At 55.6% G+C, this 17,085-nt stretch carries 15 protein-coding genes; 2 read left to right on the top strand and 13 right to left on the bottom strand.

What is annotated here, in order from left to right; translation table 11 throughout:
- Nucleotides 1–131 precede the first annotated feature (131 nt).
- The 13 genes from EKM86_RS00075 to EKM86_RS00015 all read right to left on the bottom strand — a co-directional run bounded on the left by EKM86_RS00075 (nt 132) and on the right by EKM86_RS00015 (nt 14,833).
- A complete protein-coding gene (locus EKM86_RS00075) occupies nt 132–1,439 on the bottom strand; it encodes a D-serine ammonia-lyase (RefSeq protein WP_125754465.1) in 1,308 nt (435 codons plus the stop codon).
- A gap of 201 nt (nt 1,440–1,640) precedes the next feature.
- Entirely contained in the window at nt 1,641–2,519 is an 879-nt protein-coding gene (locus tag EKM86_RS00070) for an aldose 1-epimerase family protein (protein WP_125754464.1), read from the bottom strand.
- Nucleotides 2,520–2,659: 140 nt separating this feature from the next.
- The gene (gene hslU, locus EKM86_RS00065) at nt 2,660–4,069 is read right to left on the bottom strand and encodes an ATP-dependent protease ATPase subunit HslU (protein ID WP_125754463.1); all 1,410 of its coding nucleotides are present in this window, start codon (nt 4,067–4,069) and stop codon (nt 2,660–2,662) included.
- Nucleotides 4,070–4,080: 11 nt separating this feature from the next.
- Nucleotides 4,081–4,602 carry an ATP-dependent protease subunit HslV gene (gene hslV, locus EKM86_RS00060; protein ID WP_125754462.1) on the bottom strand — a complete coding sequence of 174 codons (522 nt, stop codon included), beginning with the start codon at nt 4,600–4,602 and terminating at the stop codon, nt 4,081–4,083.
- A 119-nt stretch (nt 4,603–4,721) separates the two neighbouring features.
- Entirely contained in the window at nt 4,722–5,615 is an 894-nt protein-coding gene (gene xerC, locus EKM86_RS00055) for a tyrosine recombinase XerC (protein WP_125754461.1), read from the bottom strand.
- Nucleotides 5,616–5,681: 66 nt separating this feature from the next.
- Nucleotides 5,682–6,986, bottom strand: a complete 1,305-nt coding sequence (trmFO, locus tag EKM86_RS00050; protein ID WP_125754460.1) for a methylenetetrahydrofolate--tRNA-(uracil(54)-C(5))-methyltransferase (FADH(2)-oxidizing) TrmFO — start codon at nt 6,984–6,986, stop codon at nt 5,682–5,684.
- 81 nt (nt 6,987–7,067) lie between these two features.
- On the bottom strand, nt 7,068–9,152 hold the full coding sequence (gene topA, locus EKM86_RS00045; RefSeq protein ID WP_125754459.1) for a type I DNA topoisomerase: 2,085 nt from the start codon (nt 9,150–9,152) through the stop codon (nt 7,068–7,070).
- 168 nt (nt 9,153–9,320) lie between these two features.
- Nucleotides 9,321–10,175: a DNA-processing protein DprA gene (dprA, locus tag EKM86_RS00040; RefSeq protein ID WP_125754458.1), complete on the bottom strand. Its 855-nt coding sequence runs from the start codon at nt 10,173–10,175 to the stop codon at nt 9,321–9,323.
- A gap of 55 nt (nt 10,176–10,230) precedes the next feature.
- Nucleotides 10,231–10,986, bottom strand: a complete 756-nt coding sequence (locus EKM86_RS00035) for a ribonuclease HII (RefSeq protein ID WP_125754457.1) — start codon at nt 10,984–10,986, stop codon at nt 10,231–10,233.
- Complete coding sequence (gene ylqF / locus EKM86_RS00030) at nt 10,970–11,830, bottom strand: ribosome biogenesis GTPase YlqF (RefSeq protein ID WP_125754456.1); 861 nt, start codon at nt 11,828–11,830, stop codon at nt 10,970–10,972. The genes EKM86_RS00035 and ylqF overlap by 17 nt, the downstream gene beginning before the upstream one ends.
- A 113-nt stretch (nt 11,831–11,943) precedes the next feature.
- Entirely contained in the window at nt 11,944–13,182 is a 1,239-nt protein-coding gene (locus EKM86_RS00025) for a tyrosine-type recombinase/integrase (RefSeq protein ID WP_125754455.1), read from the bottom strand.
- 76 nt (nt 13,183–13,258) lie between these two features.
- A complete protein-coding gene (locus EKM86_RS00020; protein ID WP_125754454.1) occupies nt 13,259–13,507 on the bottom strand; it encodes a DNA-binding protein in 249 nt (82 codons plus the stop codon).
- A gap of 81 nt (nt 13,508–13,588) precedes the next feature.
- Nucleotides 13,589–14,833, bottom strand: a complete 1,245-nt coding sequence (locus EKM86_RS00015) for a replication initiation factor domain-containing protein (protein ID WP_125754453.1) — start codon at nt 14,831–14,833, stop codon at nt 13,589–13,591.
- A gap of 388 nt (nt 14,834–15,221) precedes the next feature.
- Here EKM86_RS00015 and EKM86_RS00010 point away from each other — a divergent pair, with 388 nt between their 5' ends.
- Nucleotides 15,222–15,767: a helix-turn-helix domain-containing protein gene (locus EKM86_RS00010; protein WP_125754452.1), complete on the top strand. Its 546-nt coding sequence runs from the start codon at nt 15,222–15,224 to the stop codon at nt 15,765–15,767.
- A 216-nt stretch (nt 15,768–15,983) separates the two neighbouring features.
- A partial coding sequence (locus EKM86_RS00005; protein ID WP_125754451.1) for an ISL3 family transposase occupies nt 15,984–17,085 on the top strand: 1,102 nt, incomplete at its 3' end.

Raw genomic sequence — 17,085 nt, 5'->3', positions numbered from 1 at the left:
GATCGCCTTGGCGTTAATTTTTGGCTGCACTTGAAAAAGATCCGTGGGGACGTAAGCGCCCAACGTTCGCCAGTCATTAGGGCTGCATACGTCGTCCCTCTTTGCGGCTTCAACACCGCTCCCGCACCAAATTACTTGGTTTGCTTCAGCAGCGCTTCACCAATCTTGTAGTTGCGCGCGTGTTCGGCTTCCGGCACGAGCCTGCCGCCAGTGGCCCAAACAATGTGGGTCGCGTTCGGCATGTTGAAGTGCTGACCGAGAAACTGCTGGCTGGCCGCCAGCGCGGCAAAGCCGGCGGTGGCAGAAGGCTCCAGCTTGATGTCCTCGGTATCCATCATCTCTGCGGTGTAGGCCATCACCTGCTCATCATCAAACGTCGCGATGCCCATGAGCAGCGTCTTCATCACGCGACCGGCCAGCCGCGATGGTCGGCCAACGGCGAGCCCGTCAGCTTCAGTCAGCCCGTCAAGCCCGATGTCGTAGACGGAGATGCCTTCATTCAGACCGGTCGCCATGCCCAGCACCACCGACGGCACGTGAGTCGGCTCGGCAAAAATTGCGTGAACGTTCTTGCCCAAGATTTGCTTGAGGCCAAAGGTCGTGCCGCTTGGAGAGCCGCCGACCCCGGCTGGCAGGTAAACAAACAGCGGGTGGTTGTCATCCACCTGGATGTGTTGGTCCCGCAGCTGCTTTTGCAGGCGAATGGCCGCCACCCCGTAACCCAAGAACAGGTCCTTGCTGCCTTCATCATCGATGAAGAAAACAGAAGGATCCTTGGCCGCAAGCGCGCGGCCGGTGGTGATGGCGGTCGTGAAACTGCCATCGTATTCGACCACGTTGACGCCAACCGACCGCAGCGTGTCCTTCTTCCATTGCTTGGCGTCGCTGGACATGTGCACAGTGGTGTTGAAGCCAAGCTTTGCGGCCACGATGCCGATGGACAGGCCCAAGTTTCCAGTTGAACCAACGGCGATCCCGTAGTGGCTGAACAAGTCCTTGAATTCAGGCGCGTTCAGCTTGGCATAATTGTCGCCGTAAACCAGCATCTTGTGGTCGATGGCCACTTCTTCGGCAATCTTGAGCACTTCGTAAATGCCGCCGCGAGACTTGATGGAGCCGCTAATGGGCAGCTCGTTGTCAGCCTTGAGGTACAAGTCGCCGGGCAAAGTGTAGCCTTCACGCTTGGTCATGTCAGCTTGCATCGCCTTCAGCCGGCGCAATGGAGATTCAAGGATGCCACCGGTTTTGGCCGTTTCCGGAAACGCCACTGCCATGTAAGGGGCAAACCGGTCCAAGCGCGCCGAGGCGTCAAATAAATCGGCGCGGGTCAGGCCCAAGTCGGCGGCCTTGCCGTAATCCGGATTGATCCACAGAGTTTTCTTTTCCGCGGCTAAATCCTTAACCACCGGGTACTTTGTCTCTAATGCTGCAACATCCATGCGCTTTCCTCCGTATCGGTTCCCCACCCTGATTGCTGCTCAATGCCAGAACCAGTCAGCTGGCCGAAAAAAAACAAGCGATGGTCGCGACTGCGCGACCACCACTTGTCTGGCGGGGAACTCTATTATTGTGTGTTTGGCGTCTCTCTAAATTGATCTTCGTTTATGATAAATCAAATCATGCGTCGAGACCACAATTTTTTAGAAAATCTCGATCAGGTAGCTGTGATCAAAGGTCGTGATCGGATCCAGCTTGTTGATGCCGAGCTTTTGGGTGAAGTCGCCAGTCGCGTCAATCGTGTCGGCAATCCCCCACCATGGCTCCAGGCAGACAAAGTTGCCAGTCTTCGGGTACGGGCTCCAGACGCCCAGGTACGGCGCATCGGCGACCGTCAGGATCACGCCGTGGCGCGTCTTGTCCGACCGCAGCGAAAACGCCGAGCGGCCGTTCAGCTCATAGATCACCGCATCATTTTTGAAAAAGTCGTGACTCAGCTGCAGGTTCGCGTCGGTCGAGGCCAGCGTGCGGTGGGCGTAGTCGATGCCCTCACCCGCGACCAGCGGAATGCGGACCCGCGACTTCAGCGGCTGAAAGCCCAGGTAGTAGTCCTCGAACTTGGTGTCGTCGGTCAGCGGGATCTGGAAGCCGGGGTGCCCGCCAATGCTGACGTACAGCGGCGCGGTCTCGTCCGGGTTTTCCACGTGGTACGTCACAGTCAGGCCGTTATTTTCCAGCAGAAAAGTCAGCTTGAGGACAAACTTGAACGGGTACATTTTGTGCGTTTCCGCGTCGTCGGTCAGCGTGAAGACCGCCGCGGTCTTGGACTGCTGCTCGACTTCGAAGTCGCGGTCGCGGGCAAAGCCGTGCTGGGTCATGTGGTACGTCTGACCGTTGTATTGGTACTCATCGTTCTTCAGCGCGCCGACAATAGGAAACAGCACCGGGGCGTGGCGCTTCCAGACGCTGGGGTCGGCCTGCCAGATGTATTCCCGGTCGGTGTGGTTGTTGATGATGCTGGTCACTTCGGCGCCGTGCGGGTCGATCGTGACGGTTAGAAAATCATTGGTCAGCGTTACCATTTAACTCAGTCCTTTGATAAATATTATCAGCCATAAAAGTCAACGTGTCTTATTTAACCATGAGAACGCTTCACTTTCAAGCCGGAAGTGCCGCACCAAAAAATGACGCGCCGCCTGGCCCGTCATTTTTTGGTCGCCGGTTACAGAATGTACCGCGTCATGTTCTTATCGGCCGCAATGTCGCCGACCTTATCGTTGACGTACTTTTCGGTAATCGTGATGTCGCCCATTTGCATGTCCGGGCCTTCGTACAGGATATCCTCGAGCAGCTTTTCGAGGATCGTCGCCAGGCGCCGCGCGCCGATGTTGTCGGTGTCGCGGTTAACGTCAATGGCGATCTCGGCGATGCGCTCGATGGCCTCCTTGGTGAAGGTGACCTTGACGCCGTCGGTTTTGATCAGCGCCATGTACTGCTTGACCAGCGCGTTGTCGGGCTCGGTCAGGATGCGGACAAAGTCTTCCTTCGTGAGGTCCTTGAGCTCGACGCGAATCGGGAAGCGCCCTTGCAGCTCGGCGATGAGATCCGATGGCTTGGCGGTCGCAAACGCGCCTGAGCCGATGAACAGCACGTGCTCTGTGTTCAGCGGGCCGTACTTGGTGTTGACCACGGAGCCTTCAACGATCGGCAAAATGTCGCGCTGCACGCCTTCGCGGGAAACTTCCCCGGAGGTGTTCTTGTTGCCCGCGGCGATCTTGTCGATTTCGTCGATGAAAATGATCCCGTTGTCCTGGGCCGACTTGATCGCGTTGTGGTAAATGTCGGCGTGGTTAACCAGCTTGGCGGATTCCTCGCGGATGAAGACCTCGCGCGCCTCGCGCACGCTCATGGTGCGCTGAACTTTGCGCTTGGGCATCATCTGGCCCATCATGTCGGACAGGTCGATGCCCATCGCGCCCATGGCGTCATTGCCGCCTGCCGGCTTTTTCTCGTCCTCGACCGAAACCGTGAGCTCCTTGTCCTCAAGCAGGCCTTTTTCCAGCTGGTCGGCGACACTCAGGCGCTGGTTGCGGATCTCGTCGTTGAGCTCGCCGTCTTCTTCCTTGGGCTGCTGCGGCATGCCCTCGCCGTTTTGCATGCTTTGCATCATGGTCATCAGCTCGGCCATCGGGTTTTGGTTCTTCTTTTCCTTCTTGATGGCCGGCACCAGCAGGCGCACCAGGCGCTTGTTCGCCTCGCGAGTGGCGCGGCCGCGCACATCCCCGTAGGCCTTGTCCTCTTCCATCTTGACGGCGGTGTCCGCCAGGTCGCGAACCATGGACTCCACATCGCGGCCGACATAGCCGACTTCGGTGAACTTGGTGGCCTCAACCTTCACGAAAGGCGCGTTGACGACCTTCGCCAGCCGGCGCGCGATCTCCGTTTTGCCGACCCCAGTGGGCCCGATCATCAGCAGGTTCTTCGGCGTGATGTCCTGCTGCATTTTCTCCGGCAGCTGCATGCGCCGGTAGCGGTTGTACAAGGCGACAGCGACGGCGCGCTTGGCCTCGTCTTGGCCGATGACGTACTTGTCCAGCGCCGCGACGATCTCTTTAGGTGTTTTAACTGACATAAGCGGCCTCCTTAAAAGCTTTCGACCTTAATGTTCTGGTTGGTGAAAATGTCGATGTTTGAGGCAATTTCAATGGCCTCCTTGGCGATGTCCTCCGCACTCATGTCGGTGTGCCGAATCATCGCCATCGCGGCCGCCTGGGCGTAATTGCCGCCGGAGCCGATGGCGATCACGTCCGCGTCCGGTTCGATGACCTCGCCTTGGCCGGAAATGAGCAGCAGATCGTCCTTATCCAGCGCAATCAGCTCGGCCTGCAGCTTTTGCAGCGTCGGGTCCTTGCGCCAATCCTGAGCCAGTGCCACGGCGGAGCGCCGCAGGTTGCCGGCATGGCTTTCCAGCTTCTTTTCGAGCCAGTCTTCCAGCGTGATGGCGTCGGCCACGCCGCCCGCAAAGCCGATGACGACCTGGTCATTGTAGATGCGGCGAATCTTCTGGGCGTTGCCCTTCATGATCACTTTCTCGCCCAGGGTGACCTGGCCATCCCCGGCGATCGCGGTGTGCCCATTTTTTCTAACGGCTGCAATTGTTGTCATTGTTTAGTCTCCTATCTCAGTCAAATGACGTCCTGTCATAATGGTACTTAGTTTACCGGTCTGCCTCACCTGAAACATCAGCCCTTCGACCGATTTTAGCACTGTCTAGTCGAGAGTGCTTAATTGTGCCGCGGGTAAAACTTCATGTAGTCCTGCTTGAGGTGGTCGGTGGTCATGTGGGTGTAGATCTGCGTGGTCGACAGGCTCGCGTGGCCCAGCAGCTCCTGCACCGTGCGCAGGTCCGCGCCGTGGTTCAGCATGTGGGTGGCAAAACTGTGCCGCAGCATGTGGGGATGAATGTCCGCGGTCAGGCTGGTTTGCTTGATCAGCTGATCGAGAATGTACTCGATGCCGCGCGACGTGATGGGCTTGCCGCGCTGGTTGACGAACACCACATTGGTGGGGTCGGCTTTTTTCATCAACTGAACGCGGCCGTCTTTGAGGTAACGCTGCAGCGCCCGCTTGGCGTAATTGCCAAACGGCACGTAGCGGTCCTTGTTGCCCTTGCCATGGATCAGCATGACTTCCAAGTCAAAATCGATCTGCGGCAGCGTCAGGTTCGCGCACTCGGACACCCGAATGCCGGTGCCATACAGCACCTCCAGCAGCGCGTCGTTGCGCTGGTCTAGGGGCTTGTCGCCGGCGGTCGTGGTGAAGAGTTCTTGAATCTCCTGCTCGTAGAAAAAACTCGGCAAGTGGTTGTGCGACTTCTTGGTTTCGACCAGTTCGAACGGGTTGACCGTGGCCTTGCCGACGCGGATCAGGTAGCGGTAAAAGCTGCGCATGCTGCTCATTTTTCGCGCCACCGAACTGCGCGCCAGCTTGCGGTCGGCCAGGTCGGAGAGATAGGTCTCCACGTCCAGGCGATCGACTTTTTCAAACGTCGAAAAATGCCCGCTGGCTTTCAGGCACTGGGTGAAGTCATCCAGGTCCTCAAGGTAGGCGCGCTGCGTGTCCTCGGTGTAATGGCGCTCCACCTTGAGATATTCCATAAACTCGGCAACTTCGTCCATGCGCTCACCTCCTGTCTTCTAGTTTAACGCAAACAGGACCGCCGCTGCCGGCGATCCTGTAAACGGTTAGGCTTGCTGAAGCTGACGCTGCTCAAGCGCAGCCAGCGCCCGGTCCGCGTAAGCCTGATTACGCTCGATTTTGTTCTTGATCGGCTTGTCGAGGCTTTCCATGATCCCGAAGTTCGCGTTCATCGGCTGGAAGTGGCGCGGGCTGGTATGCGTGATGTAATGCGCCATTGCGCCCATTTCCGTATCTGTCGAAAAGGTCTCGGTGGGCTCGCCCAGCGCCAGGTGCGCGGCGTTGATGCCGGCAATCAGGCCGCTGGACGCCGACTCCACGTAGCCTTCCACGCCGGTCATCTGGCCGGCGAAAAACAAACCAGGCCGCTTGGTGCTTTCGTAAGTGTCCTTGAGCACGACCGGCGAGTTCATGTACGTGTTGCGGTGCATGACGCCATAGCGCACAAACTCGGCGTGCTCCAGCCCGGGAATCATGCGAAAGACGCGCTTTTGCTCGCCCCACTTCAGGTGCGTCTGGAAGCCGACCATGTTGTACAGGCTGGCGGCCGCGTTGTCCTGGCGCAGCTGCACCACGGCATACGGCGCCTTGCCCGTGCGCGGATCGAGCAGGCCGACCGGCTTGAGTGGGCCGAACAGCAAGGTCCGCCGGCCGCGCTCGGCCATTACTTCAACCGGCATGCAGCCCTCAAAGACGGTGAGGTTTTCAAACTCGTGCCCTTCTGCGACCTGCGCGTGCAGCAAGGCATCCTGGAACGCGTAGTACTCGTCACGGTTCATTGGGCAGTTGTAATACGCGGCTTCGCCGGTGTCATAGCGCGACTGCTTGAAGGCAATGTTCGTGTCAATGGAGCTGGCGTCGACGATCGGCGCTGCGGCATCGAAAAAGTGCAGCCCGTCCTCGCCGTTCAGCGCGACGATCCGCTTGGCCAGCCCTTCAGCAGTGAGCGGGCCGGTCGCCACCACCGTGATGCCCTCGGGGAAATCGTCGACGACCTCGTTGACCACGTGAATGTGCGGGTTGGCTTTCAGGGCTGCAGTCACCCCAGCGGAAAACGGTTCGCGGTCCACCGCAAGCGCGCCGCCGGCCGGCACCGCGTTCGCATCAGCGTTTTGCATGATCACCGAGTTCAGCCGCCGCATTTCCTCTTTGAGCAGGCCCACCGCGTTGGTGATCGCGTTGGCGCGCAGCGAGTTGGTGCAGACCAGCTCGGCAAACGCACTGGTGTGGTGCGCCGGGGTCATTTCGACCGGGCGCATTTCGTACAGGTTCACGTCGACGCCGCGTTGGGCAATCTGCCACGCGGCTTCACTACCGGCCAGGCCGGCGCCAATCACATTCACAGTGGGCATAAGCATCCTCTTTTCCTTTTCTAAAAAGCGCCGCAGGGCAGCCCCCGCGGCGTTAATGTGCCAAAGCCTAGCGCCGCGCGCTTAGGCCTTCACAGTTTCTTCTTTGTAATCATTGTTCGGGCAGACCACTTGAACCTTGCCCCGGCTGCGTTTTTCGACCAGGAAGTGGCCACACTTCGGGCAGTTGCGCCCAACCGGCTTATCCCAGGACACAAAGTCGCAGTCCGGGTAGCGCGAGCAGCCGTAGAACGTCCGATTGCGCTTGGACTTGCGCTCCACGACCTGACCCTTGCCACACTTCGGGCAAATCACGCCGATTTCCTTGGTGATGGCCTTGGTGTTGCGGCAGTTCGGGAACCGCGAGCAGGCGTAGAACTTGCCGTAGCGGCCGAGCTTGATGACCATCGGCGCGCCGCAGATATCGCAGTTGAAGCCGGCGGGCTCATCCTTGATCTGGATCTTCTCGATACCTTTTTCGGCAGTCGCAACTTCCTGCTTGAACGGCTGGTAGAAGTCGTCGATGACCTTGACCCACTGCGTCTTGCCGGTTTCAATCGAGTCAAGCTCGGCTTCGACGGTCGCCGTGAACTTGATGTCCACAATGTCCGGGAAAAATTCGACGATCAGATTGTTGACGATCTCGCCCAGCTCGGTGGGCTCAAACCGCTTCGCTGTCATTTTGACGTAGTAGCGCTTCTCGATCGTCGCGATGGTCGGCGCGTACGTCGACGGCCGGCCGACACCGTTTTCTTCCAGCGCCTTGACCAGGTTGGCTTCGGAATAGCGGGCCGGCGGCTGGGTGAAGTGCTGCGCCGGGTCGGTCTTGACCAGCATGGCGTCGTCGCCCACCTTGAGATCCGGCAAAAGGTTGTCCTTGGCGGCCTCGTCGCGGCTGGAGACATACAGCTTCGTGAACCCGGCAAACTTGGTCTGGCTACCATTGGCGCGGAAGGTGGCCGCGTTTTGCTGCAAGGTGACCTGCACCGTGTCGACCACGGATGGGGTCATTTCGCTGGCGACAAAGCGACTCCAGATCAGCCGGTACAGCTTCATCTGGTCCTTGTCCAGGACCTTGCTGAGGCTTTCCGGCGTGCGGTACGTGGACGACGGGCGTATCGCTTCATGGGCGTCCTGGGCGCCTTCCTGCATCTTGCCCTGGCGGATCTTGACGGCGGCGTACGGCTCGCCGTATTTTTCGTGAATGAACTTCGACGTCTCCGTCTTGGCGACGCTGGAGACCCGGGTCGAATCGGTACGCATGTACGTGATCAAACCGACTGTCCCTTGCTTGCCGCCGAGGTTGATGCCTTCGTACAGCTGCTGGGCCAGCATCATCGTTTTGCGGGTCGGGAAGCCGAGCTTGCGGTTGGCTTCCTGCTGCATGGAACTGGTGGTAAATGGCGGGGCCGGGAACCGCTTGCGCTCTTTCTTCACCACATTGGTGATGGCAAACGGCTTCTTCTTGTCGATGCCGCGCAGGACGTCCTGCACCTTGTCGTTGTTCGGCAGCGGCGTCTTCTTGCCGTTCAGCCCATAAAAGCTGGCGGCAAACTTGGCGCTTTTGCCCTTCTTGAACTCGGCGTCCAGGCTCCAGTACTCTTCCGGCTTGAAGTTGCGGATCTCGTTTTCGCGATCGATGATCAGCTTCAAGGCGACGGACTGCACACGGCCGGCACTCAGGCCTTTTTTGACCTTCGACCACAGCAGCGGGCTGATGGAATAGCCCACGATGCGGTCGAGAATGCGGCGGGCCTGCTGGGCGTCGACGAGGTTCATGTCGATCGACCGCGGGCTCTTGAACGCGTTTTTAACGGTGTCCTTGGTGATTTCGTTGAAAACGACCCGGTTCTTGTCCTTCGGGTTGAGGTTCAAGATGTGGCTGACGTGCCACGCAATGGCTTCCCCTTCACGGTCCGGATCGGCCGCGAGGTAGATGTGCTCCGCCTTGCTTGCGGCCTTCTTCAGGTCCTTGATGACGTCGCCTTTACCGCGGATAGAAATGTACTTGGGTGCATAATTATTGTCAAAATCGATCCCCATCTGGCTTTTCGGCAGGTCGCGAATGTGACCCAGACTGGCCACGACCTTGTAATTGCGGCCGAGGTACTTCTCGATGGTTTTTGCTTTCGCTGGCGATTCCACAATGACCAAATTCTTGGCGGTCATGTGCGCCCCCCTTTCGTTGAGCAGTTGCCCAAAATCCTTGGCTATCATATTCGAGCCGGAGCGGCTTTGTCAAATGGAACTGGCAGAGCCCGGGCCGCTGCAACCACGCAAAAGGGCTACTGGTCGCCCACTAGCCCACTGCGAGTTTCTTCTATATATATTGCTCGTTCACGGAAAAAAGTGCAACTCATCCGCAATATCCTGACCGGTCGTGACCAGTTTGGCTCCGGCCTGGATCAGCATGTTGGACCCTTCTCCGATTGGCGCGTCGATGCGGTTCGGCAGTGCGAACACCTCGCGATTGTTCTGCAAGGCATAGTTGGCGGTGATCAAGCTGCCGCTGTGTGCCGCGGCCTCAGTCACCAGCACGCCATGCGCGAGCCCGGCGATGATGCGGTTGCGCGCGACAAACTGGAACTTCTGCGGCTGGGTACTTGGCGGATACTCGCTAAGCACCAGGCCGTTCTCGGCGATGACCTGCTGCAACTGTCGGTGCGCCGGCGGGTACGCGACATCCAGGCCCGTGGCAATCACCGCCACCGTTGGCCAACCCTTGCTGAGGGCAAAGCGGTGCGCCATGCCGTCAGCGCCGGCGGCCAGCCCACTGAGGACCACCAACGGCGGCAGCGTCTCACCCAGCCGGCGCAGTGCCGTTTCCGTGTAGGTGGTCGCCCGACGCGCCCCAACCACTGCCAGCGTCATGTTGTCGAGCTGGTCAATCCGGCCGCGGTAAAACAGCACCAGCGGCGGCTGGTTGCTTTCCGCCAAACGCTCTGGATACGTCGGGTCAAAGCGCGTGACAAACAGGCCGGTGCGGTAATACTGCCGCACCGTGGTCAGCCAGGCCGCGTCTTGGGCGAACGGCCGCAGCGCTTTTAACGGTACCCAATCGCGCAGCGCAGACACTGGCGTTTCGGCATTCAGCCCGCGGCGCGTGATTTCCTCCCAGAGGCCTTGCTCCGTTTTCCAGCTTTTCGTGTACATAGCCCAGTGCCACACCAGCATCAATTCTCGCAGCTTCATTCGCACTCCCGCCTTTCAGGAGTAGATTACGAAAAAAGCCTGCGTAATCCGCAGACTAGCGAGAAGCAGCTTCGCGCACCGGACTGAAACTCGTCCGGTGGATCTCTGTCACACCGTAACGGTCGAGCCCATCCAGATGCTTTTTGGTGCCGTAACCCATGTTGTCCTTAAAATCGTAGCCGGGGTAGATGCCGTCGTACATCACCATCAGGCGGTCCCGCACGACCTTGGCCACAATGCTGGCCGCGCCGATGGAAATGCTGTTGGCATCCCCGTGGATCAGCTTGCGCTGGGGCACGGCGCTGGGCACGTGCATCGCGTCGACCAGCAGAAAGTCCGGCGCCACGCGCAAGTGCGCTACCGCGTCGCCCATCGCCAATTCCGTGGCGTGGTAAATGTTCTCACGGTCGATCATGTGGTTATCGGCGACGCCAATGCTGACGGCCAGCGCCTGGCTGACGATCAACGGGTACAGGTGCTCGCGCTCGTGGCGCGTTAGCTGCTTGGAATCGTTCACCGGCAGCTGACAGTCGTGACGCAAAATGACGGCACAGGTCACCACCGGCCCGGCCAGCGGCCCGCGCCCGACCTCGTCGATCCCAGCGATGTGCGGAAATTTCGGCCACAGCTCATGCTCGTAGCGCGAGCGGTACTGCAAATCCAGCGCCTCAGCCTCGGCCTCAGATTGACGCCGCTGATACCAGTCCAGCAGGTTCTGGGCGCCGACACGCGGGTCGGCCGCCAGCGTCTCCAGCAACTCGTCGGTTGGGTGCGCGATCAGCTGCTTTTTTAACTCACTCAGCGTGGCCATCGAGATCACCTGGCACTTCCAGCGTGAAAGGCCCGAACTTGCCTTGGCGCGCATCAAAAATTACACGCTCGGCGGCCCGGTTGTACTCCTCGCCGTAACCCCATTTCTGACTCAGCGCTATCATCAGGTCGGCAGGCTTTTGCGCCATATCATCGTCATTCAGCCCGTACGCCTTGCGCAGCGCCTGCGGGTACCCCTGCTGGAAAAAGGTCAGCCCAAACAGGCCGACCGTGTCAGCCTGATAAACTGTGTCGGCGATCGCACCCGTCAGCGCGAGCTTGTTGCCCACGGACTCGTCTTCAAACTTCGGCCAGAGAATCCCCGGCGTGTCGAGGACCTGGAATGTGTCATCAGCGGTAAGCCACTGTTGGTTCTTGGTGACGCCAGGCCGATTGCCTGTGACCGCGATGTTCTTCTTTACCAGGCGGTTCAGCACCGTCGACTTGCCGACGTTGGGGATGCCGATGCACATCGCGCGCAGCCCAGGATTGCGAATGCCGCGGGACTTCTGCTTCTCCAGCTTGGCCTTCATCATCTGCCGAGCGAGTTGCGGGATCTGTTGCAGCCGCCTGGCGTGCTGGGCATCGATGGCAATGGCCTCATAGCCCTGCTTTCGATAGTAAGCCAACCACTCGGCCGTTTTCTGCGGGTCTGCCAGGTCCTTCTTGTTTAGAACCATAATGCGCGGTTTTTGCCCGACAATTTGGTTCATCATCGGGTTTCGGCTAGCCTCTGGGACCCGCGAGTCGACGATCTCAAGCACGAGATCGACCAGTTTTAATTTTTCCTGGACCTGATTGCGGGCCTTGGCCATGTGGCCGGGGAACCATTGAATTTGTGCCATAGTTTGTAACTCCTTTGGTACCAAGGGTTCAAGGCCCTTGGGTTGTCATTTCTTCGTAAACGTGGGCAAAACGTGGGCAGCATCGTTAAATTGCCAAACACTACTGTTCAACTTCACCCGATTTTTTCAATAAATCGCGTGATGGCTTCTACCGACTTGTCTTGATTTTCATCAAGGGTGTGGGTGTAGCCATCTGTGGTTTCAGCCCGAACATGCCCGACCCGCTTTTGCACCTCTTTGAGTGAAATCGTCGGGTCATCGCGAAGCACCGAGATGTGAATGTGGCGAAAGCCATGAGGAATCGCGTTCTTCGTCCATTCAAAACCATACCATTCTTGGCAGTGCTTCGTCAGTGACTTGTTAATTCGCGTTAGGATCTCACGAAAGCTGTGCGAGGTGATTGGTGAACCGTACTCCGTCCTAAACAGCGACTTGGAAGCATGAAAGGCCTCTGCCGGAAAATCGGCCATGTGTTCATCGAATGCCTTATCACGGGCAATAACGCGCTTTAACGCATCGATGGCAAACCCTGGCAGTTCTTCCACCCGTTCACCGGCCTCGGTCTTGGTGGTGTCTTCGTAATACTCATCAACGCGCAGGTCGTGATATTGCAAGGACTTGTCGATTGTCACTAGCCGGTTCTCGAAATCAATGTCAGCTTCCGTCAACGCGGCCGCCTCACCGATCCGACAGCCCGTCCCAATCATGAATAGCGCCAAATCGTAGTACGACTGATGCCGCCGCTTTCGTAACTCTGCCAATAAGACGTGGACCTCGTGTTCGTCAAGAAACTTCGCTTCGCGGCGCAGTCGCTTTTCGCGCTTCTCCTTTGAACTGGCAGAGAGTTTGATCACACGCGTTGGCGAGAACGGAATTGCGTTGTGCAGAACGCCATAGTCGAAGATTTTGTTGAGTGAGCACTTGATATGCTGCATCGTTGAATGCGTGGAATGATACTTTTGCTTGTAGTCATTCAACAGATTCTGGATCAACAGCGGCGTGATGACTTCAAGAAGCACGTCATCTGCCATCAGCTCCTCAATGCGTTTCAGCACCATTTTTTCACGCGTAACGGTTGGCGGCTTGACCGTAGTCTGCCAGGTTTCCAACCATTTTGCTTTTAGGTCACCGAATGTTACCATCGCGGCGCCGTTGAAAGCGCCTTGTTTCTCTGCAATCAACTCCTCAATCTTTGCAGCTAAGTCGCGTTCGGCCTGCTTGCGGGCGCGCGCCGTGTTCGTATAGAACTTGACGACTTCCCGTTTGGCTTTGCCTGTCAATGGATCAACATAGCGATCCACCGCGTAATAAGTTGACTTACCGTTCTTGCGTTTTCTTTCTTCAAAATACATGTTTTATCCTTCCCGGGTAAGGAAAAGGGCAAAACTGAATCCCTATTAGCAGATTCTATTTTAACATCCTGACCCATCATTTTCTCCGCAATTTTGAATAGCCATGCGTCTTCCAGTACAAAAAGTCGTCGAATATCTCGAAATTGATGAAGACCAGCTTGTGCGTTGGATTCAAGACGCCATCACGCCATAGCTTGTTGTCGCGCATCTCACAGAGCCAGCGATTGAGCGTATATTTGTTCAAACCATCGTATCGGCTCAAAATGGCGTCCTTGTTGCCCCATTCAGCGTCACTATCCGACACTGGACTGTATTTGATTCTCATTTATTCCCTCACTTGTTGTGTCTAACATTTGTGTGAGATAATCAAAACAGATAGGACCCATATCTTATCTGTAAAGGGTGACTACTTGCTTTGGTCGGCGTGGTCATCCTTTTTTGATTGCTCACTTTCAGGTGTCATTTCTTCAAATAAACCATTTTCAAGCTGATCGGCACCAACTGTATACTGCTCAATGATTTGTCGATGTTTGTCTGTCAGGATTGCCCCGCGAATCGATTGCATCGTTTTTTGGTTACCCCAGTACGCGTCAATCTCGTGGAGCACGCGCTCCATCGGTGCCACTTGCTTATCAATCCACGCCCGCGTCCGGTTGAGATCGAGCGGTTCTTGGGCAGTGGTCAACCGCAGCGGTTGGCGATCGTGACCGACAAAGTGTTGCCAATTTTTATTGAGTGGCCAATCCAATCGCGGCTGGCCCTTTTGCGTATCAACAAAGCGCAGGTAGCGTTTGATAATGCCAAATATTGTGCGTTCTTCATCACGGTAGCAAAGGCGATCAACAACAGCCTTTTCCGCCCGAGTGTTCTTCAAGCGAATTTCAAAACGGTTATAGATGTTCGTGGTTAAACCTTTCTTGTGCTGCTCGGCGCCTTTCTCGTAAAGGCAAAAGTACAGCTCGCTTTTGGTTGACCCAATGTATAATGTCGTGCCAGTCTCATCGTCGAACTCTGCATCGTCATCATGATAGATATGACCGGACACTGTGCCTTGATACTCACGCATTACGGTGATGCACTCGTTGGCCTGAATCTTTTGAATTAGGTTTGGAATATCCAGCATATCGACCATGTCGTTGACGGCTAAATCCAGTCGTTTCATCACGCCTTTCATGTCCAGACACTGGTTAAGAAAGTCATACCAAGTTTCACCACGCCCTAGCAGAATACTTTCCATTTGGCGACAACCTTGCCCGCGCAATTCCAGCAACGTTCCTAGTTCCTTGTGACCTAGATCAGAGCCGTAGACTTTGATCTGGCCAAGTGAGCGGGTGAATAGATAACCAAACGCCGCGCGATTTTCGGACAGAATACAATCCGTTTGCAAACGTAAGAGGTCACCGACTATTTTGTCGATGTCTTGTGTTGGAAACCGAATTCGTACATAGTCAACCAGCAATTGCAGCTCCGGCTCATCTGTCCAATTATTGAGCATCTTATCAATGTGCATCTGCAAACCGCTACTACACGCTTCACCATTTTCGATGCGACTAAGGTGGCGTTGTGTAATACCTAGACGGCGACAAAGCTTCACCTGCGTCAGGTTCAATTCTTTTCGGCGCGTTCGTACTGACTCACTCCAGTATCCCAAATTATTACCCTCCTAATCTGGTTGCCACCGGACATCAGCTTTAAATGTCCAGCCAGTAACTTCTCTGCTGTATCAACGTTTCTACCGGGAAATCAGGTAGATAGGTGTCATTTACGACCCCCCTGTTAGTACATGGGGGTCTAGGCGGCCGGCTGCGCCGACCGCCGCCGCTCACGCTTGCGGCTTTCGCGCTGCACGCCACGCGTGGCGGCGAGGTTGCGCTTTGTCCATTTCCAAAATAACAAGCCGCGTCTATCTGTAGCCCAATGGTAGCAAGGGTTTAGCCGACTGTAAATTAGCGAATCAGCCCGACAATATTAACGTGGGTAGGACTGAAACCTTGCATGGAAATCAGCCGCATAATATGATGATTGCGGAGGTGAGCAAAATGATTGAAAATGTCGGCCGCAACATGAAACGACTGCGTGAGCAATACGGCGTCACGCAAGAGGAGCTTGCTAAGATTGCCGAACTTTCCAGAGATACGATTTCAAAAATCGAGCAAAACAAGCGCAATCCCAGTTTTGATTCACTTGATCGAATTGCTCGGTTCTTCAACGTTGCCCCCGTTGACTTATTTGGCTCGCCTGATGAACAGAAAGTCCATAGCACAACTGCAATGCTAGACCGAATTAACGAAACCCTCGACCGATTGGAAGAATATCGTCCGAGGCTTGAGCAGATACACAAACTCGCTTGGGAAATGGAAGGGTATTCTCCTTATCAGCTTGAACACCTAGAAGAGCAACTACACGCGATATTTAGCTACTTCCAGCCGTATACTCCAGTGGATGAGGATGGCGTTCCTCATACTGACAGTAATGATCGCAAGATTAGCTTCGCCTCACGTTACTCGGAACTACCTGTTAATGAAATAGAGAATGTCTACAAACAACTTCAAGAAATCAAGGCATTTAACGTCCAAAATGATTAGCCACGGCGCTACTTCAAAATCGTCAAAAAAAATGAGACCTACCAACATGGTAGATCTCATTTTGATTAACTGGCGCTACGATATTTGGAGTTGATAGGCAACTTGCCTGCCAACTCCTTTTTCTATACCATTTTTATATTCGAGTACACAAACGGGACATCACACAGTCCCTTTGTCACTCGTCCGACCAAAGAAAAGAGAAATGGAGTGTGTGTGATGCCCCTTACTAGTAAGTCTATTCGATTAGCCCTCGAAATTACAGACCCAAACATCATCTTTTTAGAAGATGGTGAAATTGAAACAATTCATAATCAAGCAGCCTTAGTTTATCGCGCAAAGTTAACGGTCAAGCCCGACCACTGTCCCAACTGCGGATTTACGGATCAAATCGTCCGTTTCGGCTTCAACCAAGTAAGGATTGTAGCCCCTAGTTTTGGCTATCGGCCGACTTATCTAAAACTGAGTTGCCAACGTTTTCTCTGCCAAGCGTGTCAGACGACTTTCCAAAGCCGGACCGACTACGTCCGTCCGGGTTGCGTGATCAGTGAACCCGTTCGCCAGATGGTCCTGTTTGATGCCATCTCAAATCACTCACTTACAGACATTGGTCAACGCCACCACATCTCTGACAAGACCGTCCAGCGTGTGATTGACGAAGAGGCCAACCTACATAATTTCCAACAGATCACCTGGTTACCTGAACACTTGGCGTTTGATGAATTCAAAGCGACTGACCGGATGAGCTTTATCTGGGCCAACAGCGACTGCCAGGAAATCGGGGCAATTCTGCCTTCGCGCACTTCTTACCAGCTCACTAAGTATTTCGAACGCTTCCCGCTGACCGTTAGAAGACAGGTAAAAACGGTCTCACTGGATTTGAATGCCGGCTATGTGCATCTAGTCCCGAGGCTGTTTCCTAATGCGAAAGTCGTCGTTGATCGCTTTCACATCGTTCAAATGGTTTCAACGGCATTGAATATGGTCCGGGTTCAAGTCATGAAGACAGTACCTAAAACAAGTACTGAATATCGTTTCATGAAGCGGGAATGGAAAGTATTTCTCAAACGCTTTGAAGAACTTGATGCAGTAAACACTGTCTATCACGCTAGTGTTGGTTACTTCGACACTGTGGTCAATCTGATTAGCAAATGCCTTGATTTAGATCCCGCTTTTCGTGCCGCATATGAGACCTATCAAAGCATACTGACCGCTGTGAAAGAACGTGACGTTACAGCTTTGGACCTGGATTATTCACCTCGGTATTTGGGACATGAAATCGCATCTGGCCGGTCTGAAAGCAACGTTTGGAGCGTTGCGA

It is taken from the genome of Lacticaseibacillus hegangensis (assembly GCF_003946465.1).
GTDB lineage: Bacteria > Bacillota > Bacilli > Lactobacillales > Lactobacillaceae > Lacticaseibacillus > Lacticaseibacillus hegangensis.
The sequence above is the reverse complement of the archived record's forward strand: the minus strand, read 5'-3'. Positions and strand labels throughout refer to the sequence as shown.